Consider the following 19211-nt stretch of genomic DNA (forward strand, 5'->3'; position numbering starts at 1 on the left):
ATATATGACTTATGCACAGACTAAAATAACTCTGATTTCTTTCGTTGTTCTTTTGACAATTAGTGCATGTGGTTATAGTCCAAGTGCAAAGTTTGCTCGCAACTCATTAGGTGATAAAATAAGTACGAGTGTAGTTATCTCAGCACAAGACCCAGAAAATACTGTTATTATTAAAGATGCTGTAGACAGGGCTATAATAGAGGTTTTTCAAGCATCGTTAGTAACTAAAGCACTCTCTGATACTCACCTTATTTTAAACATGGGTGCGCCTAGTTATGTTCCAATTGTTTATGATGTTAATGGCTATATTGTGAGCTATAGAATGAGTGTTACCCTCTCTATAGAGAAGTTGAATAATGGCTTGTCAAAAAACTATTCGGCTAAGGGGAACTATGATTTTGCAGTTGCCCCAAATGCTATTGTGACTGATCAGCAGAGGTTTGAAGCTATTGGCTTTAGTACACAAAGGGCTATTAGATCGTTTATAGCGCAAGTGTCTGCCGAGGGTGCTAGATCTAAAAAGTAAAAGCTATACAAATGAGGAGAAAATATGACTATTCAAGGGATCATTAAAAAAGCTGTACAACGATTAGAATTAGAGGGAAAACTATTAACACCTGATTTCTATGCTGAGGCATTCTGTACTGAGCTTAGTAAAGCAGGAATGAATATAGAAGATTGCTCACATGTAGAAAAATTCAAAGATACTCTAAATAAAGAGTTTCAAAAAGAGATAACTCAATATAGAGTAAAAACTATGTCGGAGCTGGCACGCTTTTTAATCTCAAAACTTAATAGAACCAATAGCTCACACTGCGCAAATTTACTAGAGTCAGAGACAATTTTTATAAAAAGAGTGCTTCAGGTTGTTGAGGTACTTCATAACAAAGAGGCGAGTGATTTAGCCAGAAAAAGTATTGATTTATTAAATAATGAGGCATCGGCCACTCAGATAGATCAATTTAGACAACTATGGGTTAATTTTATAACTACTTATGATGATACTTTTTTAGAAAAATTAAAATCTTTGGGTCAAATTGATAATACTGATTTAAAAAAGAGCATAGAGAGCTTGAATATTATATCATCTGACAAATTGGTAGCTCCAATGGAATTATCTTCAATAGCTTCTTTGTTGGTTGCATCATTAGTTCCTTCAATTGCTTCGAGTGTAAATGAGAAAATAGCCAGCATAAGTCAAAAAATTAAGAAAAATCCATCACTTTTAGAGAGTGTTAGTGTTGAAGCTGAGATTAAATCTGCTATATCTTTAAGAATTGCACTTGATAAACAGAGTGTTAGAGATATGATTACGTCACTTGATGGTGTCCTTGATAAACTCTCACTAAGATTAATTGATATGATTGAACGTTCAGACAGTTCCACTGTTGAGATTCAAAAAATAAAAGTTGAACTGGAAGAGTATAATGAAGATCCTATTACTAATTTTAAAATTGCCCACAAAAAACTTTTTACAATAGCAGTAGCACTCGAAGAGAATACTCAAGCTTTAAGCAAAGACTTAAAAAATCATAATGGCGAAGTAAAGGCACTCTCCAACAAAATAGTATTATTAGAAGAGGAGCTGAAGAAAACAAGAGAAGAGTCTAAAGAAGATTTCTTAACAAAACTAAGCAACAGACGAGCATTGGATGAGCTTATAAGTATCAAAGAATCTGAATTTGAGAGATATAACCATAACTTCAGTATTGTTATGTTTGATCTTGATTATTTTAAAGCTGTGAATGATAATTACGGACATGACGCTGGGGATGCTGTGCTGTCCGCTTTTGCAAAAATACTAAAAGCTGAAGCAAGGAATGTTGATATTATTGGAAGATTCGGTGGCGAAGAGTTTATGGCACTTTTGGAAGAAACAAATGCTGAAGGCGGCGCTATATTCGCTGAAAAAGTTAGAGTAAAAGTTGAAAAAGCTAGGTTCATGTATAAAGGAGAGAGAATAGAAGTTACCGTAAGTTGTGGAGTAAGCGAGAGAAGCAAACACCCATCGATTGATACTTTAATTAAATCTGCCGATGAAAACCTTTATAAAGCTAAAAAAGATGGCAGAAACAGAGTCGTGCATTAGTGAAACTGCAAGAGTATTTAAGCGCAAAGCCGCTCTATTATAAAAATATTGATTATACACGTATGCCTCGCATATATGAAAAGATAAAATCATCTTTACATATTCCTAAAATAGTCCATATTATAGGGACAAACGGCAAGGGTACGACAGGTCGCTTTTTAGCTCAGGCACTCCACTCTATCGGCTTGAACTGTGGACACTATACATCACCTCATATTTTAAAATTTAATGAGAGAGTTTGGCTAAATGGCAATGATAGCAGTGATGAGATTTTAGAAAATTCACATGTAGATTTGCAAAAGCTTTTACCAAAGTCTGATTTAGACTCTCTTAGTTACTTCGAATACACAACTCTATTGGCTATGATAGCTTTTGCCGGGTGTGATTATATTATTATGGAAGCCGGACTTGGCGGTGAGTTTGATGCCACGGCAGTATTTCCAAAGTGTTTAACGCTTGTTACCCCTATTGCTATGGATCATGAATCGTTTCTGGGTTCAACTATAGAAGAAATTGCGACAACAAAATTAAATGCCATACAAAACAGTGCTATTTTGGCTTTTCAAAATGAGAGTGATGTATACAAAGCGGCAAACGATATAGCAGAGAAAAAATCTGTAAGTATTTATAAAATTGATGAGTTTTTAGACGAGAATGATAGAAAAAATATAGATCTTATTTCTAAGGAACTCTCCCTTGCCCCGTATTTGAGTAACAACTTGTCTTTAAGTATAAGCGCATTAAACTTTTTAAAAATAGAGTATGATATTGCCAATTTTAAAAATGCAAAACTATTTGGCAGATTGTCTAAAATAGGCAAAAATGTTATAGTTGATGTTGGTCATAACCCATTAGCGGCAAAGAGCATTGTTGATGCATTGAGCCCAGATAAGTATATAATAATTTATAATAGTTATAAAGATAAGAACTACAAAGATATACTGCAAATATTAAAGCCAATATGTCTACATGTGGAGATTATAGAAATAGATGATGAAAGAATAGAATCAGTAGAGGTACTTAAAAGTACTTTAACTTCTTTAAAGATAAAATATACTATATTTAAAGAGGTTAAACCGAACTATAATTATTTGGTTTTCGGATCTTTCAGTGTTGTAGAAGCTTTTTTGAAAGGACACAATGTATAACCACTTTACTATTACCATACATGATGACAACGGGGTAAAGCAGTTTAAGTTGCATCAAATTATAAAAAAAGCTATTTTTTATGTGGTGGTTTTTTTTGGATTTGTCGGTTTTACCGCAGTAGTAACTATTCTATATTTAAGCAGTTCCGTTGACGCAATGGAGCTGAAGAGGCAAGATATAGAGGATGCCTATATATCATTAAAAGAAAAAAATATAGCGCTGGACGAGAGTATCAAACATACACAGTTGGCACTTATAGATAAAAAAAAAGAGCTTACGGAAGTTTCCGACTCACTCTCCGAGATAGAGACTCTTATAGGGATATCCCCAGTTGCTGATATGACACTTACTGAAAGAGTGAATGCTACTAAGCTCAATTCTGAGCATATGGCAACTCTCTTGCAGTTTATACCCAGCGGTTCACCGGTAGAATATAAAGGTGTGACTAGTACATTCGGTTACAGAATTCATCCAACGCTAGGCTCCAAAGAGCTTCACCGCGGTATTGATATGAAAGCGCAAATGCGGACACCTGTATATGCAACGGCCGATGGAATAGTCGAATGGGCTGGGCTTCACAAACGTAGCGGCTTTGGCAATCTTGTAATACTTCAGCATAATTATGGTTTTAGGTCATACTTCGGACATTTAAACCAAATTGTGATAGAATCAGGAAAATTTGTAAAAAAAGGTGATTTAGTCGCCTATACCGGTAATTCAGGAATGAGCAGCGGCCCACATCTCCATTATGAAATTAGATTTATTCAAAGGGCGGTGAACCCTTTTGAATTTGTAAAATGGAGTGTAAAAAATTATAAAGAGATATTTGAAAAGGAAAAAAAAATACCATGGCAATCTTTAATAACAGCGACAGCACACATAAAAGTACCAAACCCGACACAAACACTACCATCATCACAGCTGGCTCTAAAATAAAAGGTGAGATGAATCTAGCCTGTGATCTATATGTAGATGGTGAGTTTGAGGGTGTTATCCACTCAAATAAAGAGGTAAACATTGGTAAAAACGGACATATTAAAGGTGATGTCTCTACAAAAAGATTGGTAGTTCAGGGGTATATAGAAGGTAGTATTCATGCCGCTAGAGTTGAGATAAAAGCTAATGGAAGAGTAAATGGAAGTATTGAATCCAGTGAGCTGGTTATTGAAGCAAAAGGTATTTTTGAAGGAAACAGCACAGTAATAGATGCCACAAAAGCTCCAACAATATTGCCCGCAGATACAATAGTAAAAAATATTGAAAAAGAGGAGATAAAATCATAGTCCTCTTTAGTCTACAGTAATGTCTCAAAATTTATTATTTAAACACTTTAAAACGGCGCAAACCTCTGAGTTGGAGATTCTTATTTGTGAGGACTCAAAAGAAGCTTTTGAACTGCAAAGCGTAGCCAAATTTTTCAAACGTGATGTTTTGGTCTTTCCAGATTTCAGAGCAGGGTTTGGAGATGATTTAAGAGTTTTCAAAGAGGAACTTCATCAGCTTTTTTCTGCTCTTAGAACATACTACACAGCCAAAAAGAAGCCACTAGTAATCTCCCCTTTAAAAACATTGCTTTTTAATCTGCCAAAAGAGAGTTTACTTAACTCAACTACCATAGAGTTTGCAGAGAAAATAAGACTGAGTGAGTTTAAAGAGCAGATGCTGTTTTGGGGTTACAACTTTGTAGATATGGTTCAGGTTGAAGGAGAAATATCTTTTCGCGGAGATATTATAGATATCTATGCCCCAGCTTCTAAAATGCCTATTCGAATTTCACTTTTTGATGATGAGATAGAGCAGATAAAATATTTTGAATTAGAGTCTCAAAGAACACAAAAAGAGGAGCTCGACAGCTTTGTTATAACACCAGCTTTTTACTCTTTAGATGAAGATGAGTTTAATGACCTCAATAAGAAGATAGAACTAAGTGAGTTTGACTCTCTTGTTAAGGATATTGCTTCTTTGGGTCTATGGCATCTGGGTGAGAATGCTTCAAACTTTTTAGAGAACAAAAATGCAAAACTCATTAGAAACTTAGACACAATTTTAATAGATGCCTATGCTCTTAATAATCCAACAATCTCACGAGAGTGTTTTAACCTCGAACTATTGCCTGAAGCTGATGATTTTAAAGAGTTAGTCGTTGTAGATATTCAGACTCTTCTAAAAGTTCACAAAGATAAAAAAGTGACAATAATAGCCTCTAATGAAGCTGTCATGAAACAAGCAGGTTTGTTTGAACTTAAAAATATAACAGAGGTTTATGCTCCGTATATTCTAAATATTCTTAGTAAAGATGAACTTGTAATATCACTTAATAAACCAGATAAAATGAGACGAAGAAGAAAAAGCTCAATTTTACTTGATGATTTAAAAAACGGTGATTATGTAGTTCATGAAGATTATGGGGTAGGGATATTTGAAGGAATTGAGCAGGCTGAAATCCTTGGCGGTGTTAAAGATTTTATAGTTATAAAATATGTCGGTGATGACAAGATTTTATTGCCGGTAGAAAATCTAGAGGTTATAGATAGATATATAGCTTCTGGAGGTTCAACACCAGTTTTAGACAGACTTGGAAAAGGTAGTTTTGGAAAACTAAAAGATAAGGTTAAAAAACGCCTTATGGAGATTGCTGGTCAGATTGTAAACACAGCCGCAGCGAGAGCACTGATAAAATCACCTAAAATAAATGTTAATAAAAAAGAGTTGCAGGAGTTTCAGTCCAATGCAGGATTTCTTTATACTCAAGATCAAACACAAGCTATTGATGAGATAATAACTCAGATGAGCTCAGGCAATATAATGGACAGACTCCTCAGCGGTGATGTTGGTTTTGGCAAAACAGAAGTTGCTATGAATACTATCTTTGCAGCTTATAAATCAGGTTTCCAATCTGCTCTTATAGTTCCAACCACACTCCTCTCGGCGCAACATTACCGCTCACTTGATGAGAGGTTTAAAAACTTAGGTATCAGATACTCAAAGCTAGATAGATTTGTCTGTGCTAAAGATAAAAGTAGTGTCATAAAAGCACTGGCAAGCGGAGAGTTGGATGTTGTAGTCGGTACACACTCTTTGTTTGGGCTCGACTTTAAAAATCTAGGTGTAGTTATTATAGATGAAGAGCATAAGTTTGGAGTAAAGCAAAAAGAGAAGATAAAAGAGCTTTATCATAATGTGCATCTTCTATCCATGAGTGCTACGCCAATTCCACGCTCCCTTAATCAGGCCATGAGTTCTATAAAAACAATGTCGCAGCTGTTAACTCCACCGAGTGAGAGACTACCGGTTAGAACATTTGTAAAAGAGTATGGTGAAAAACTTATAAAAGAGGTTATTTTAAGAGAACTTCGCCGTGGTGGTCAAGTCTTTTATGTGCATAACTCTATAGACCACATGCCAATAAAACTTGGTGAGCTAAAAGCTCTTCTTCCAAGCCTCAGAGTTGTTATGCTTCACTCCAAAATATCAGCAGCTGATACAGAAAAAGAGCTTTTAAAATTTGAAGCAAGAGAGTATGATCTTATGATTGCAACCTCTATTATAGAGTCTGGAATTCATATGCCAAATGTAAATACTATAATTGTTGACGGTGCAGACAGATTTGGTATAGCAGACCTTCATCAACTTCGCGGTAGAGTTGGACGCGGACATGCTGAAGGCTTTGCATATTTTATTGTAAAAAATAAAGAAAACTTGACCGATGAAGCAAAAAAGAGACTTTTAGCGCTGGAATCAAACTCATTTCTTGGTAGTGGTGCGGTTTTGGCATATCATGATTTAGAGATACGCGGTGGCGGAAATCTTGTTGGTGATGCACAGAGTGGGCACATTAAGAACATAGGCTATTCTCTTTATCTTAGAATGCTAGAAGATGCCATAAAGCTCCTAAGTAACACTATGGAGACGCAGAGAGCAAAAGTGGATATTAAACTTGCAATAAGTGCTTTTATATCTGATGAAATAGTAAAAGAGGACAGACTCCGCCTAGATATTTACAGACGACTCTCAGCCTGCGAAGATGCTGTTGAGATATATGAGATACAAGAAGAAGTTATGGATAGATTTGGAGAGTTGGATACCCCGACAAAACAGTTTTTTGAGTTAATGGTTATTAAGCTTCTGAGCTTAGATAAAAAGATAAAGTCTGTTTCAAACTATGGACAAAATATAACTTTCACATATATGAATGATGCAAAAGAGAGTATTACATCAGACTCTAAAGATGATGATGACATTGTAAAAGCAGTGCTTTATTATTTAAGAAATAACAAACCAAAGGTGCTTTAGTGAGAGTAGGTTTTATCGGTGATATTGTAGGTAGTCCGGGTCGAGACATGTTGAAGAACTATCTCTCAAAAATTAGAGAAGAGTATAAGATTGATTTTGTTATAGCAAACTATGAAAATACTTCACATGGATTTGGATTAACTAAAAAAAATGCAAATGAAATAGTTGGATATGGACTCGATTGCATGACAGGGGGAAATCATTCTTGGGATAAAAAAGAGGTGGAAGAGTTGTTTGACACACATGAGATACTTCGTCCACACAACTATCCTGATGGAGTTAGTGGAACAGGATGTAAAGTTTATGATGTTTGCGGGGAGAAGTTAGCAGTTTTAAACCTTATGGGACACTTCTCTATGCCTCTTGTTGACAATGCCTTTCGCAAGGCAAAAGAGACAGTTGAATCTCTACATGCAGATGGGGTGAAAAACATATTGATTGATTTTCATGCAGAAGCGACAAGTGAAAAAAGGGGTATGATGATGCTTCTTCAAGGTAAGGTCAGCGCAATTATTGGAACACATACCCACGTCTCTACTGACGATTTTCAAATAGCAAATGCAACAGCTTATCTTACAGACATTGGACTTACCGGGTGTAGAGACAATGTTATAGGTATGGATAAAAAAGTACCGTTAAAACAGTTTTTGACTGGCATGAAGGGTCATTTTGATATTCCTAAAAAATGTAAAAAGATACTTCAAATTGCCGTTATGGATTTTAGTAATGGGGAGTGCACCAGTGCATTTAAGCTGAAACAATTTGATGATGGAGAAATTTTAAAAAGCGAGGCGTGGCTTGAAAAATAAAGACTTAACAAAAAAACTTTTTTTATTCCTATCTCTGCTTCTGTACACAGAAGCAGTTAATGCTGAGATGAGCAGTTGCTCACCAGAGAATAGATTGAATATGTACAATAGTTTAAAAAATGATACGCAAAAACTAATTAAATCTCTGCCAGATTTTATCCAAAGCAAAAAAGTATTTTTTCAGCAAGTCAAGGAAGAGTATAATAATAGTAAAAAAGAAAAATATAAATCAATCGTAGATTCTGATAGCTTTATTGCATACAACAATGGGGCACAACTAGAGGAGTTGAAAAATAGTACCAATAGTATTATTGAGAGTATTAAAAGAAAAGATTTATATGATGAGGTTAAATTTCTTTTTAGTATAAACAGTAATTTTCTTTTCAATGCAGAAATACTCACAAGATATATGGATTCAGAAGTTATGTATGAGAGAAAAATTGTAGGTCGAGAGTATAGAGAAATTGCACAATCATTGAGTGTTCATATCGTAGACATTAACAAGTGCGCTGATAAAATAGTTTTTGAATTAAAAAATACCCAGCAAAATAAATAAAGCATGATGATATAATATACCCAATGAAGGATATGACCAATGAATGTGATTAATATTTCTAAACAAAAAATATTTGACAATAAAAATAGATTGTTTGCATATGAACTTGTGTTTAAAGACAGTGAAGACCAAAGAACAGGTCTCTCAACCCATGTTAAAGGGACAGCGCAATTAATTATGAGTTCCATTACAAGCGTAGAGTTAGACAAATTATTGGGACAGAAAACTTTAGCTTTTATAAATATAGATGAGGAGACACTTTTAAAAGGTATTTTAGATGTTTTAGACAAAGATAGGTTTATTCTAAATATATTAGAAAATATTGAGTTGACAGAAAAAGTAATTGCTAAAATAATACAGTATAAAAAAAGGGGATTTATATTGTCAATAGAGCATTTTGACTCAAGTGCAGAAATGATTAAAAAATTTAATAGATTATTTAACTATATAGATATAATAAAAATGGATGTTGAATTATCAGAGCCGGAAAATTTACAAAAAGTTATGAGTAAGTTTAAAGGTGGCAGAATTAAGCTTTTAGCACAAAATATTGAAACAAAAGAAGACCATAAAACTTATTTGGATATGGGTTTTGACTTCTTTCAGGGTTATTATCTTGATAAACCTGAAGTCGTAGAGATTATAGGATCAAAAGAGCCGGCTCAGTTTATTATATTACAGCTAATAAAAATTATAAAAGAAAATAACGAGACAGATAAATTGGAATTTTTTATAAAAAAACAGCCTGACCTATCTTTTAAACTTATCCAGTTTTTCAATAATTCAAAAAGTTTAAGTGTAAAAGTTGAATCATTGATTCAAGTTATTACTTTAATGGGCAGGAGTAAATTATTAAGATGGCTAATGGTATACCTATATGCTGAAGTTTCTAAAAATCCCGCTTCTAAAACTTTGCTTGAATTAGCTATAAAAAGAGCAGAAAGAATGGAAGCAGATGCTAACCCTAGAGACAAGGACAAAGCATATCTTGCTGGCATGTTCTCTATGCTTAGTTCTATTTTCGAGACAGATATAAAAGAGTTGATGAATCATGTAAAAATGGACAGTGATATTACATCTTTGGTATTAGAAAAAAAAGGAATCTTTGCCGGTAGTTTAATGAGAGCAGAGACAGCAGAAAAAGAGTATTTAAAAAAAATAATGATTGCTAATTTTGATAAGCTTGATACTACTGACTTAATATATACATTAGAATACGGCGGAGTTGAAATAGACAAAAGCAAACTTTAACAACATCTCAGCACTATTTTTGTATAATCATATATCATTTTTTCCAAGAAGGAATACCATGCGTGGTTATAAAATTTTTGCCGGATCTTCAAGTGTTGATTTTGCAAAAGAAATTTGTCAAGTTTTAGATATTCCATTAGCCAAGGCTGATGTTAAGAGTTTTAGTGACGGTGAAATTTCAGTTCAAATTGCTGAGAGTGTTCGCGGTCGAGATGTATTTATTGTCCAATCAACCGGGTCACCGTCAAATGACAACTTAATGGAGCTTCTTATTATGACAGATGCTCTTCGCCGCTCATCTGCTTCTAGTATAACGGCTGTTGTTCCTTACTATGGCTATGCAAGACAGGATAGAAAAGCTGCGCCCCGCGTTCCAATAACTGCAAAATTGGTTGCTGACATGTATGAAACTGCTGGTATTGACAGAGTTGTTACAATTGATCTTCATGCTGGACAAATTCAAGGGTTTTTCAACATACCAGTTGATAATCTATATGGCTCAGTAACGTTTGAGCACTACATAAAAAGTAAAAATCTTAAAAAACCTATTATTGCATCTCCAGATATTGGCGGTGTCGCTCGTGCTCGATACTTTGCAAAAAGAATGGGTTTAGAGATGGTTATCGTTGATAAGCGCCGTGAAAAAGCTAACGAGAGTGAAGTTATGAATATCATCGGAAACGTTAAGGGTTATGATGTAATTATGATTGATGATATGGTGGATACTGCTGGAACTATGGTAAAAGCTGCTACTGCACTTAAGAACAACGGTGCAGCATCAGTGATGGCATGTGCGACTCACGGTGTCCTTAGTGGAAAAGCTTATGAAAACTTAGATAATGGTGAACTAGATGAGTTGATTATTACTAACACATTAGAGACTAAACCGCATGCAAAAATAAAAGTGTTGTCAGTCGCACCACTTTTTGCTGAAGTAATTCGCAGAGTGTATCACAACGAGAGTGTAAACTCTCTCTTTGAATAGAGGATAATTATTGAAAAATATTAGAAACTTTTCTATCATTGCTCATATTGACCATGGTAAAAGTACACTAGCCGATCGCATTATACAAGAGTGTGGCGCAGTAAGTGATAGAGAACTTACAAAACAGATGATGGACACTATGGATATTGAGCAAGAGCGCGGTATTACCATTAAAGCTCAAAGTGTTAGGCTTGATTATGTAAAAGATGGTGAGCACTACATCTTAAATCTTATTGACACTCCTGGCCATGTTGATTTTTCTTATGAGGTAAGTAAGTCCCTTGCTTCTAGCGATGGAGCATTACTTATTGTTGATGCTGCACAAGGCGTTGAAGCTCAGACTATTGCAAATGTTTATATGGCAATGGAGAATAACTTAGAACTAATCCCTGTTATAAATAAAATAGACTTGCCTGCTGCTGATCCTGTAAAAGTTGCAGAAGAGATTGAAACAAGCATAGGCATAGACGCGACTGATGCTTGTTTGGTGTCTGCAAAAACAGGTGTTGGTATACGTGCACTTATTGATGCTATCGTAGATAGAATTCCTGCTCCTGTTGGTGACCCTGATGCAACAACAAAAGCTATCATCTATGACTCTTGGTTTGATCAGTATCTTGGTGCTCTTGCCCTTGTTCGTGTTTTTGACGGTAAAGTTAAAAAAGGTCAAAATATTAAGCTTATGAGCAACGGTGAAGAGCATCAAATTTTAGATTTAATGTATCCTCACCCTATGAAAAAAATCAAAACCAGTACTATTGAGTGTGGCGAAATTGGCATAGTTGTTCTAGGGCTAAAAGAAGTTAGTGTAATTAATGTTGGTGATACGATTACTGATGCTAAAAATCCTGCATTGGAGCCTGTTGGAAGATATGAACCTGCTAAACCATTTGTATTTGCCGGCATATACCCAATAGATACGGATGAATTTGAAAGTTTACGTGATGCACTAAATAAACTAAGACTAAATGACAGCTCTTTATCTTATGAGCCTGAAACCTCTTTAGCCCTTGGTTTTGGTTTCCGTGTTGGGTTTTTAGGTATGCTTCATATGGAAGTTGTGAAAGAGAGACTTGAGCGTGAATTTAACCTTGACTTAATTGCTTCTGCCCCATCTGTTCTATATGAAGTGTATCTCAACAATGGTGAAAAAATTAATGTTCATAATCCTTCAGAGCTTCCAGAAGTAAATAAAATCGATAGAATTGAAGAGCCATATGTAAAAGCAACAGTTATTACTCCAAGTGAGTACCTTGGTAATATCATAACTCTTTTAATAAATAAACGCGGTACACAAAGCAAGATGACTTACCTTAATGAAAATAGAGTTATGCTTGAGTATGAAGTGCCAATGAATGAGATAGTGGTTGATTTTTATGATACTTTAAAGTCTATCTCTAAAGGTTATGCTTCATTTGATTACGAGCCTTTAGATTTTAGAGTAGGTGACCTTGTTAAACTTGATATTAAAGTAGCGGGGGAAGCAGTAGACGCACTAAGTATTGTAGTTCCTCGCAATCAAGCTCTATCACGTGGGCGTATTTTAGTCAAAAATATGAAAGAGATAATTCCTCGTCAACTTTTTGAAGTAGCTGTTCAAGCATCTTTGGGTTCTCAGATTATAGCTCGCGAAACAGTAAAATCTATGGGTAAAAATGTTACTGCCAAGTGTTACGGTGGAGATATTACTCGTAAACGCAAGCTTTTGGAAAAACAAAAAGCTGGTAAAAAACGAATGAAGTCCATAGGAAAAGTGCAACTTCCAAGTGAAGCATTTATGTCTGTTTTAAAAATGGATTAGAAAAATGCACTTTTATCTTGGCGATAGCCAAAGCTTTAGTGATAGGAATTCTTTTGTGGACTTGTTCGCAAAAGAAGGAGACACTATTGTAGAAAAAGTGCAACTTCCAAGTGAAGCATTTATGTCTGTTTTAAAAATGGACTAAACCATGAGATGTATGTTGTGTGAAAGTTTATCTTTTGCACACATATGTTCTACATGTCAAACAACTTTTCTAACTCCCTCAATCTACAAACGAAAAATTTTAAACAATATTGAAGTTATATCTTTTTATAAATATAATGAAATAAAAGATTTACTACACACAAAACATACTGATTTAGGATTTTATATATATTCAATATTGGCAAAAAATTCTTTGTTAAAGTTTGCATCAGAATTTAAACTTGAGTCTCCTGTAGCTTCTATAGCAATTGATGATCATGTAAAAAGTGGGTATTCACATACAGCAATTTTAAACAAGTCACTTGATAGTAAATATATAAAACCTAAGTTTAATAAATTAAGAGCTAACAATAGGGTTTCATATTCAGGCAAAAGCAAAGAATTTAGACTGATAAATCCACGAAATTTTGAATTGAAAAACTTTGTAGAGAAAGAAGTTATATTGGTTGACGATATTATTACGACAGGTTCTACACTTAGTCAAGCTATTCAAAAAATAGAGTCAAATAAAAAAGAGGTACTGCTGTGTTTGACTTTGGTAGACGTTAGGATTGTATAGATAAAAAAGAAACTAGGCTGTTAGTTGGTAATATCTATCGTTTGCCAAATATGTGTTTACCATTGCTTGTCGCAGTTTATGCTCTTTTAACTCTTGAATACTTTTTGGCAAGTCTTTATTTATTTTTGGTGTTTGGTCTAAAGAAGTAGTCGGTTTTTTTGAGAGTGAAAACATTTTAGAGTTATCTTCATAAGCTGCTTTTGCATTTTTGATATCTTTTATGTTTGTATATCTTATCTCATCTTGACTTTTTATCTGCTCTTGGAGTTTTTGCTGATTATTAAACGATTTATAGTTTGAAACATAATCTATAGGGAGATTTTTGGTAGGAGAAAAGTTAGTAGCAGAGTCGGAAGAAGATTTTAAGTTAAAAGATTTAGATTCATCTTTAGACTGACCCTCCCTATTTTTTTCTGTCCTATCGGAAGAGTTTGTGCTAATATATGTACTATATGATGAAACAAACATTGCGACCCTCCTCTTTGCTACTATTATAAATGAAATTTGCTTTACTTACTATAAATATTTATTATTACAGCTTCGTAATTAAACCGTATCAACATTAGGGTACAATAATAAATATAAAATTTTAGGAAATGTAATGAGTGCAAAAATTGTCATTGTAGATGACGAAGAAGATTTACTGGAATTATTAGAGTACAACTTAGACAAAGAAGGTTATGAAGTAGTAGGGTTTTTAAATACGAAGACAGTATCTCAAATACTCGATGAAGAGGAGATAGATCTTCTTATAATGGATAGAAATCTTCCGGGCGTTGAGGGGAGTGAGTTTGTGCAAGAACTAAGAAAAAAAGGGATAGCTACACCTGTTATTTACCTAAGTGCAAAAAATAGAGACTCAGATATAGAAGAGGGTTTTTTAAGAGGAGGGGATGATTACATCACCAAACCTTTTAATATGAAAGAGTTGCTACTACGTGTTAAAGCAATGTTGCGAAGAACAAGTAAAAAAATAGATGAAGGCAATCTATCTCACAGAGATCTTTTTTTGGATAAAAGCTCAAGAGCGCTTAGCGTTGATGGAAAAAATATTGATATTACAAAACTAGAATTCAATCTTTTATGTGAGTTTATTTTGAATAAAAATATGGTTCTTGATCGTGATCATCTTTTGTTAAATGTTTGGGGGGACAGTGAAGAGTACCAGTATAGGACTGTAAATGTTGCCATAAATCGTCTTAAAGAGAAAATTGACCCAGATAAAACAAAAGATTATATACAGACAGTACGTGGAATTGGGTACAAGCTGTGCTAAAAATACATCAAATATTTATAATTAAATTTTTAGTCCTTTTTGTTGGTGCTCTTCTTGTTACCTCTCTTATTAGTTATATGGCACTAAGATCTATAATTATAGAGCACAATAAAAATCATCTCGAGCATTCTATAGATTTAATGGAATTAGAATTAGACAACATAGAAAATTTGGATAAATTTGTAGCAAAAGTCCATGACAAAACTTCTCTTAGAGTAACAATTCTAAATGCCGATGGTATAGTGATAGCTGAGTCTAACGCAGATAAAGAGAGTATGGACAATCATGGTAGTAGATATGAGATAATTAAGGCTAATTCAAACAAGTATGCTGATATAACAAGATATTCTAAAACACTAAAAGTTGATTTTTTATACGTTGCTAAAAAAATCAACATTAATAGTGAGACGATTTATATTAGACTCTCTATGAGTTTGGCTCAGATAATGGATGATTTTTACTCATTATGGATAAAACTATTTTTTGTTTTTATTGGAATAATTTTGATTTCTACTTTTATTTCAAAAAAAATGAGTGAAAGGGTAGTCTATGATATTTCACAAATAACAAACTATTTAGATGAAATATCAAACAAAAACTATAATGCGACTATAAAAATTGAGTACTTTTATGAATTTTTGCAAGTTTCTCTACTTCTGAAAAATTTAGTAAAAAAACTTGCTAAAAATGATAAAAAGAAAATAAAGAACATTGCTAAACTAAGATTGATAAATAAACAAAGAAACGATATATTATCAGCACTTTCTCACGAGTTTAAAAATCCAATAGCATCTATTGTCGGGTATGCTCAAACAATTAGAGAAGATGCAGATATGCCACCGAAGATTCGTGATAAGTTTTTGGAAAAAATTAGTTCAAACGGTGAAAAAATATCTAAAATGTTAGATAGATTGGCTCTATCTGTAAAGCTTGATAATGGGGACTTAGCCATTAATAATAGCGAGTTTGACTTAAGAGAGTTGTGCCATGAAGTTTCGTTAAATCAATCTTCAAAATACAAAGATAGAGATATTATAGTTGAAGCAGATGAGGCGGTAGTTATAAGTGATAAAACAATGCTGGAATTAGTGTTAATAAACCTAGTTGACAACGCCCTGAAATATTCAAGCGGTGATGTAAAAATTATATTGAAAAATGAAAAAATATCAATTCAAGACAGCGGAATAGGGATTAAAGAGGAACATTTAGACAAGGTGACTAGTAAGTTTTACAGAGTTGACAAAAATAGCTGGGACAACTCTATGGGGATAGGCTTAGCTATGGTAAGTTATATCTTAAAATCACTAAATTCTCACCTTGAAATCGATTCAGAGTTTGCAAAAGGTTCAGTTTTTAGTTTTAACATAAAAAATATGCTAAAGAGTTAAATTTTAGACTGAATTGTCATCTTTTTAGCTTCAAAAAGTTCTACTGCTTTTTGAACCATCGGCTCATCCTTCATTTGAACAGCATCTATCTCTTTTGAAGAGTCGCTACTTTCACAGTTTGTTACACAGCTAGCACTTCCGCCTATCTCTGCATCTTCTACCATTGAGGTGCTTTGAGCATGTTGCATTATCGGTTGTTCAATCGTTGGTGCTGATTTCACTGGCTCTACATGTAAGTCCTGAACAGTTTTTGTGCAGGCTTCATGTTTAATCTTTGTCTTAAATCCGAATACTTCTCTAACTAGCTGTTTAATTGCAGAATAGCCATGTGTTAAAGCTTTTTTGCACTCATCATCGGCACAACTCTCCCAGGTTAAAATGCTGTCTCCATAAGATATAAAACTAATACTTTTTTCAAAACACTCACCAAGTTCAAAATTTCTATCTCTGATTTTTGCTATTAGCTCTTGAAATACTCTTAGACTTGGATCTACTTCTACATGTAGAACTTTCTCCGGTGTGATTGAAGTCATTTCATCTTCTACATGTGATGTTTGTATTTCATCTTCAATTGTCTGCTCAACAATGTTTTGTTGTGTTTGTGCTACTTGAATAGGTTCAGGGATAGATACAGCAATAGATGGCCTGCTAATCTCTTTTTGAAGAGACTCAATCATTTGATCAACCTCTTTTATTCGAAGAGCTTCTATCATCTTGAAAAATATAAGTGACAGTACAAATGAACCATCGGCATTTATGCTAAATAGGTATTTCGACTCACTTAAAATTCTAAAAAATCTGTCTAAAACTAATGTTGAGTATAGGGCGTCACTAGAGTACATTCTATCTTTAAGATATGCTATAAGCTCATCTACTACCATATCTGCCTCATAATCCTCAAGAACTTTTGTAAGCTCTACAAGACGTGCATAATCTTTTGCAAAAACGGCTCTAAAAAGCTCACTAATGAACTTAGGATCGACCAGCCCAAGCATATCAGTAACGGTGCGAACATCTACATGATTTTTAGAATATATAATTGCTTGGTCAAGCAGAGTTAGGGTGTCTCTTAGACTTCCGCTCCCACTTCTGGCTAATATTTCAAGGGCATCTGACTCATATTCAATCCCCTCAATGTTTAAAATATGTGCCAGATGATTAATAATTTTATTTGTAGCAATACTTTTAAACCTGAAGTGTTGAGTACGGCTAAGTATTGTAGCAGGCAGCTTAAGAGGATCGGTAGTAGCCAAGATAAACTTTACATAAGAAGGAGGCTCTTCAAGTGTTTTAAGAAGAGCGTTGAATGCTTCTTTGGTCAGCATGTGGACTTCATCTATAATAAAAATTTTAAATCTTGAACTTGCCGGTTTATATTTCGTCTGCTCGATTAAATCTCTGATATCGTCTATCTTTCTTGATGAAGCCCCATCCATCTCTATGATGTCGATATGACGGTTTCCGAGTGCAGAGATACAGTTTTGGCAAGACCCGCAAGGCTTGTGGCTTAATCCCTGCTCACAGATAAGAGCTTTTGCAAAGATGCGGGCCGTAGAAGTCTTTCCACTTCCCCGAAGACCGGAGAAAAGGTAGGCATGAGAGAGTCTGTTAGAGTCAAGTGCTAGTGATAGAGTTTGAGAAATTGTCTCTTGACCGATAAGCTCATCAAAATTAATTGGTCTATATTTTCTTGCTAATACCTCTGAACTCTCTTTCACATATCACTCCATTTTTAGTTATAGCGATTCTAACATTAATAGAGTTAAAATCTTCTCAAAACATTTTAATGTAATTTACATAATGATACAATAGAGAAAATTATTTTTAAAGAGTGTAAATTGGGCAATAGTAAAAAAGATATGTTAATGGTTAGCTACAGAGGGGGTGATAGAAGAGTCTAGAGTTTCCTTATTGGCAAGTTCAATAGCAAAACAGCTGGAGATAGCGGTTGATAAAAAATTCAGTGCTGTTGTCGTCTCACTAAGTGGTGCTACATATGAAGGCGGTACTGCCAATGGAATGCGTGCAATAGTTAAAAAGCTAAATGATTTGAGTGTAAAGCTGAAAATCACTATAGCGTTTATTGATTACAGCATACCACTGTACAAACATTTAAAAACACTCTCTAAAAACACTCAGCTAAAGCTATTTAAAAATATCAGTGCTACAAAATTATTTCTTGACCCAAAAGCATATAAGAGTGGGATGAGAGTTTTGATATATGATGAAGATAAAGAAAACGCAAAAGAGCTTTCAAAAGAGCTCTCAAAATACGGATACACAATAGTTGTGGCAGATGATGCAAGTGACTTTCAATATCTTTGCAGTAATAAATCAAGCGATATAATAATCACACACAGTTCTCTTAATTCTAGTTCTAAAGTTAAAAATATTGAGAAGAAAAATATATCACTCTCAAAAAAGCTTATAATAAACCTTCCTGTTTTTATGGATACGGCAGTAGAGACGCTTGTCTCTTTTACGGGACTTGAAGCGGAAAAATTATCACATAGCATTAAAAAATTTGATCTTGACTCTTCTGCGGATATAGTATGTTCTGTTATGCACTTCAGTGGCGATTTAAATGGCTATTTTGCACTTTTGTTTCCAAAAGATATTGTTCTTATAGCTATGGAGTCATTTATTGGTGAGAAGATTGATGAAAATGACAATGCAAGCATAATGGACGGAGTAGGTGAGTTTTGCAATGTTATAACAGGAAGTGCAAAAACAATATTATCAAATAAAAATATAAAAGTAGTTTTTGAACTTCCTAAAACATATGTCTGCGTAGATTTGATACGCAACGAAATCGGCGGACGTAACGGCATTTGGATTGATATGCAGCTTGCCGGTAAACCGTACTATATGTTTATCACAGAGTGATTTA

18 protein-coding genes are annotated in these 19211 nt (G+C 34.2%); 16 read left to right on the forward strand and 2 right to left on the reverse strand.

Annotated features, from left to right (window positions below):
* The first annotated feature begins 4 nt into the window (after window positions 1-4).
* Genes HUE88_RS02330 through HUE88_RS02390 form a run of 13 tightly spaced genes read left to right on the forward strand, consistent with a single transcriptional unit; the run spans window position 5 to window position 13657 of the window.
* Window positions 5-526, forward strand: coding sequence for an LPS assembly lipoprotein LptE (locus HUE88_RS02330; protein ID WP_194370682.1), 522 nt, complete (start codon window positions 5-7; stop codon window positions 524-526).
* 24 nt (window positions 527-550) lie between these two features.
* Window positions 551-2089, forward strand: coding sequence for a GGDEF domain-containing protein (locus HUE88_RS02335; RefSeq protein ID WP_194370690.1), 1539 nt, complete (start codon window positions 551-553; stop codon window positions 2087-2089).
* Entirely contained in the window at window positions 2089-3237 is a 1149-nt protein-coding gene (locus HUE88_RS02340; RefSeq protein ID WP_229860126.1) for a bifunctional folylpolyglutamate synthase/dihydrofolate synthase, read from the forward strand. Before HUE88_RS02335 ends, HUE88_RS02340 begins: the two co-directional genes overlap by 1 nt.
* On the forward strand, window positions 3230-4174 hold the full coding sequence (locus HUE88_RS02345) for a M23 family metallopeptidase (RefSeq protein ID WP_194370692.1): 945 nt from the start codon (window positions 3230-3232) through the stop codon (window positions 4172-4174). Before HUE88_RS02340 ends, HUE88_RS02345 begins: the two co-directional genes overlap by 8 nt.
* Window positions 4175-4182: 8 nt before the next feature.
* Window positions 4183-4521 carry a bactofilin family protein gene (locus HUE88_RS02350; RefSeq protein WP_229860127.1) on the forward strand — a complete coding sequence of 113 codons (339 nt, stop codon included), beginning with the start codon at window positions 4183-4185 and terminating at the stop codon, window positions 4519-4521.
* 19 nt (window positions 4522-4540) lie between these two features.
* Complete coding sequence (gene mfd, locus HUE88_RS02355; RefSeq protein ID WP_194370696.1) at window positions 4541-7531, forward strand: transcription-repair coupling factor; 2991 nt, start codon at window positions 4541-4543, stop codon at window positions 7529-7531.
* Window positions 7531-8340, forward strand: coding sequence for a TIGR00282 family metallophosphoesterase (locus HUE88_RS02360; RefSeq protein ID WP_194370698.1), 810 nt, complete (start codon window positions 7531-7533; stop codon window positions 8338-8340). The genes mfd and HUE88_RS02360 overlap by 1 nt, the downstream gene beginning before the upstream one ends.
* Window positions 8330-8896: a hypothetical protein gene (locus HUE88_RS02365; RefSeq protein ID WP_194370700.1), complete on the forward strand. Its 567-nt coding sequence runs from the start codon at window positions 8330-8332 to the stop codon at window positions 8894-8896. Before HUE88_RS02360 ends, HUE88_RS02365 begins: the two co-directional genes overlap by 11 nt.
* A gap of 39 nt (window positions 8897-8935) precedes the next feature.
* Window positions 8936-10147 (forward strand): EAL and HDOD domain-containing protein, encoded by a 1212-nt coding sequence (locus HUE88_RS02370; RefSeq protein WP_194370702.1) that lies wholly within the window; start codon window positions 8936-8938, stop codon window positions 10145-10147.
* Window positions 10148-10205: 58 nt separating this feature from the next.
* Window positions 10206-11132 carry a ribose-phosphate pyrophosphokinase gene (locus tag HUE88_RS02375; protein ID WP_194370704.1) on the forward strand — a complete coding sequence of 309 codons (927 nt, stop codon included), beginning with the start codon at window positions 10206-10208 and terminating at the stop codon, window positions 11130-11132.
* A 10-nt stretch (window positions 11133-11142) separates the two neighbouring features.
* Window positions 11143-12933: a translation elongation factor 4 gene (gene lepA, locus HUE88_RS02380; RefSeq protein ID WP_194370706.1), complete on the forward strand. Its 1791-nt coding sequence runs from the start codon at window positions 11143-11145 to the stop codon at window positions 12931-12933.
* Window positions 12934-12937: 4 nt separating this feature from the next.
* Complete coding sequence (locus HUE88_RS02385) at window positions 12938-13078, forward strand: hypothetical protein (RefSeq protein WP_194370708.1); 141 nt, start codon at window positions 12938-12940, stop codon at window positions 13076-13078.
* A 3-nt stretch (window positions 13079-13081) separates the two neighbouring features.
* On the forward strand, window positions 13082-13657 hold the full coding sequence (locus HUE88_RS02390) for a ComF family protein (RefSeq protein ID WP_194370711.1): 576 nt from the start codon (window positions 13082-13084) through the stop codon (window positions 13655-13657).
* 12 nt (window positions 13658-13669) lie between these two features.
* Here the strand turns inward: HUE88_RS02390 and HUE88_RS02395 are convergent, their stop codons facing one another.
* The gene (locus HUE88_RS02395; protein ID WP_194370713.1) at window positions 13670-14125 is read right to left on the reverse strand and encodes a hypothetical protein; all 456 of its coding nucleotides are present in this window, start codon (window positions 14123-14125) and stop codon (window positions 13670-13672) included.
* A gap of 133 nt (window positions 14126-14258) precedes the next feature.
* On the opposite strand from HUE88_RS02395, the gene HUE88_RS02400 reads away from it, so the two are divergent.
* Window positions 14259-14933, forward strand: coding sequence for a response regulator (locus HUE88_RS02400; protein ID WP_194370715.1), 675 nt, complete (start codon window positions 14259-14261; stop codon window positions 14931-14933).
* A 140-nt stretch (window positions 14934-15073) separates the two neighbouring features.
* Window positions 15074-16321 (forward strand): sensor histidine kinase, encoded by a 1248-nt coding sequence (locus HUE88_RS02405; protein ID WP_229860128.1) that lies wholly within the window; start codon window positions 15074-15076, stop codon window positions 16319-16321.
* Here the strand turns inward: HUE88_RS02405 and HUE88_RS02410 are convergent.
* A complete protein-coding gene (locus tag HUE88_RS02410) occupies window positions 16318-18039 on the reverse strand; it encodes a DNA polymerase III subunit gamma/tau (protein ID WP_194370718.1) in 1722 nt (573 codons plus the stop codon). The genes HUE88_RS02405 and HUE88_RS02410 overlap by 4 nt on opposite strands.
* 193 nt (window positions 18040-18232) lie before the next feature.
* On the opposite strand from HUE88_RS02410, the gene HUE88_RS02415 reads away from it, so the two are divergent.
* Window positions 18233-19207 (forward strand): chemotaxis protein CheX, encoded by a 975-nt coding sequence (locus tag HUE88_RS02415; protein WP_229860129.1) that lies wholly within the window; start codon window positions 18233-18235, stop codon window positions 19205-19207.
* The last annotated feature ends 4 nt before the right edge of the window (window positions 19208-19211 follow it).

The sequence above is a fragment of the Candidatus Sulfurimonas baltica genome (genome assembly GCF_015265455.1).
GTDB classification, from domain to species: domain Bacteria; phylum Campylobacterota; class Campylobacteria; order Campylobacterales; family Sulfurimonadaceae; genus Sulfurimonas; species Sulfurimonas baltica.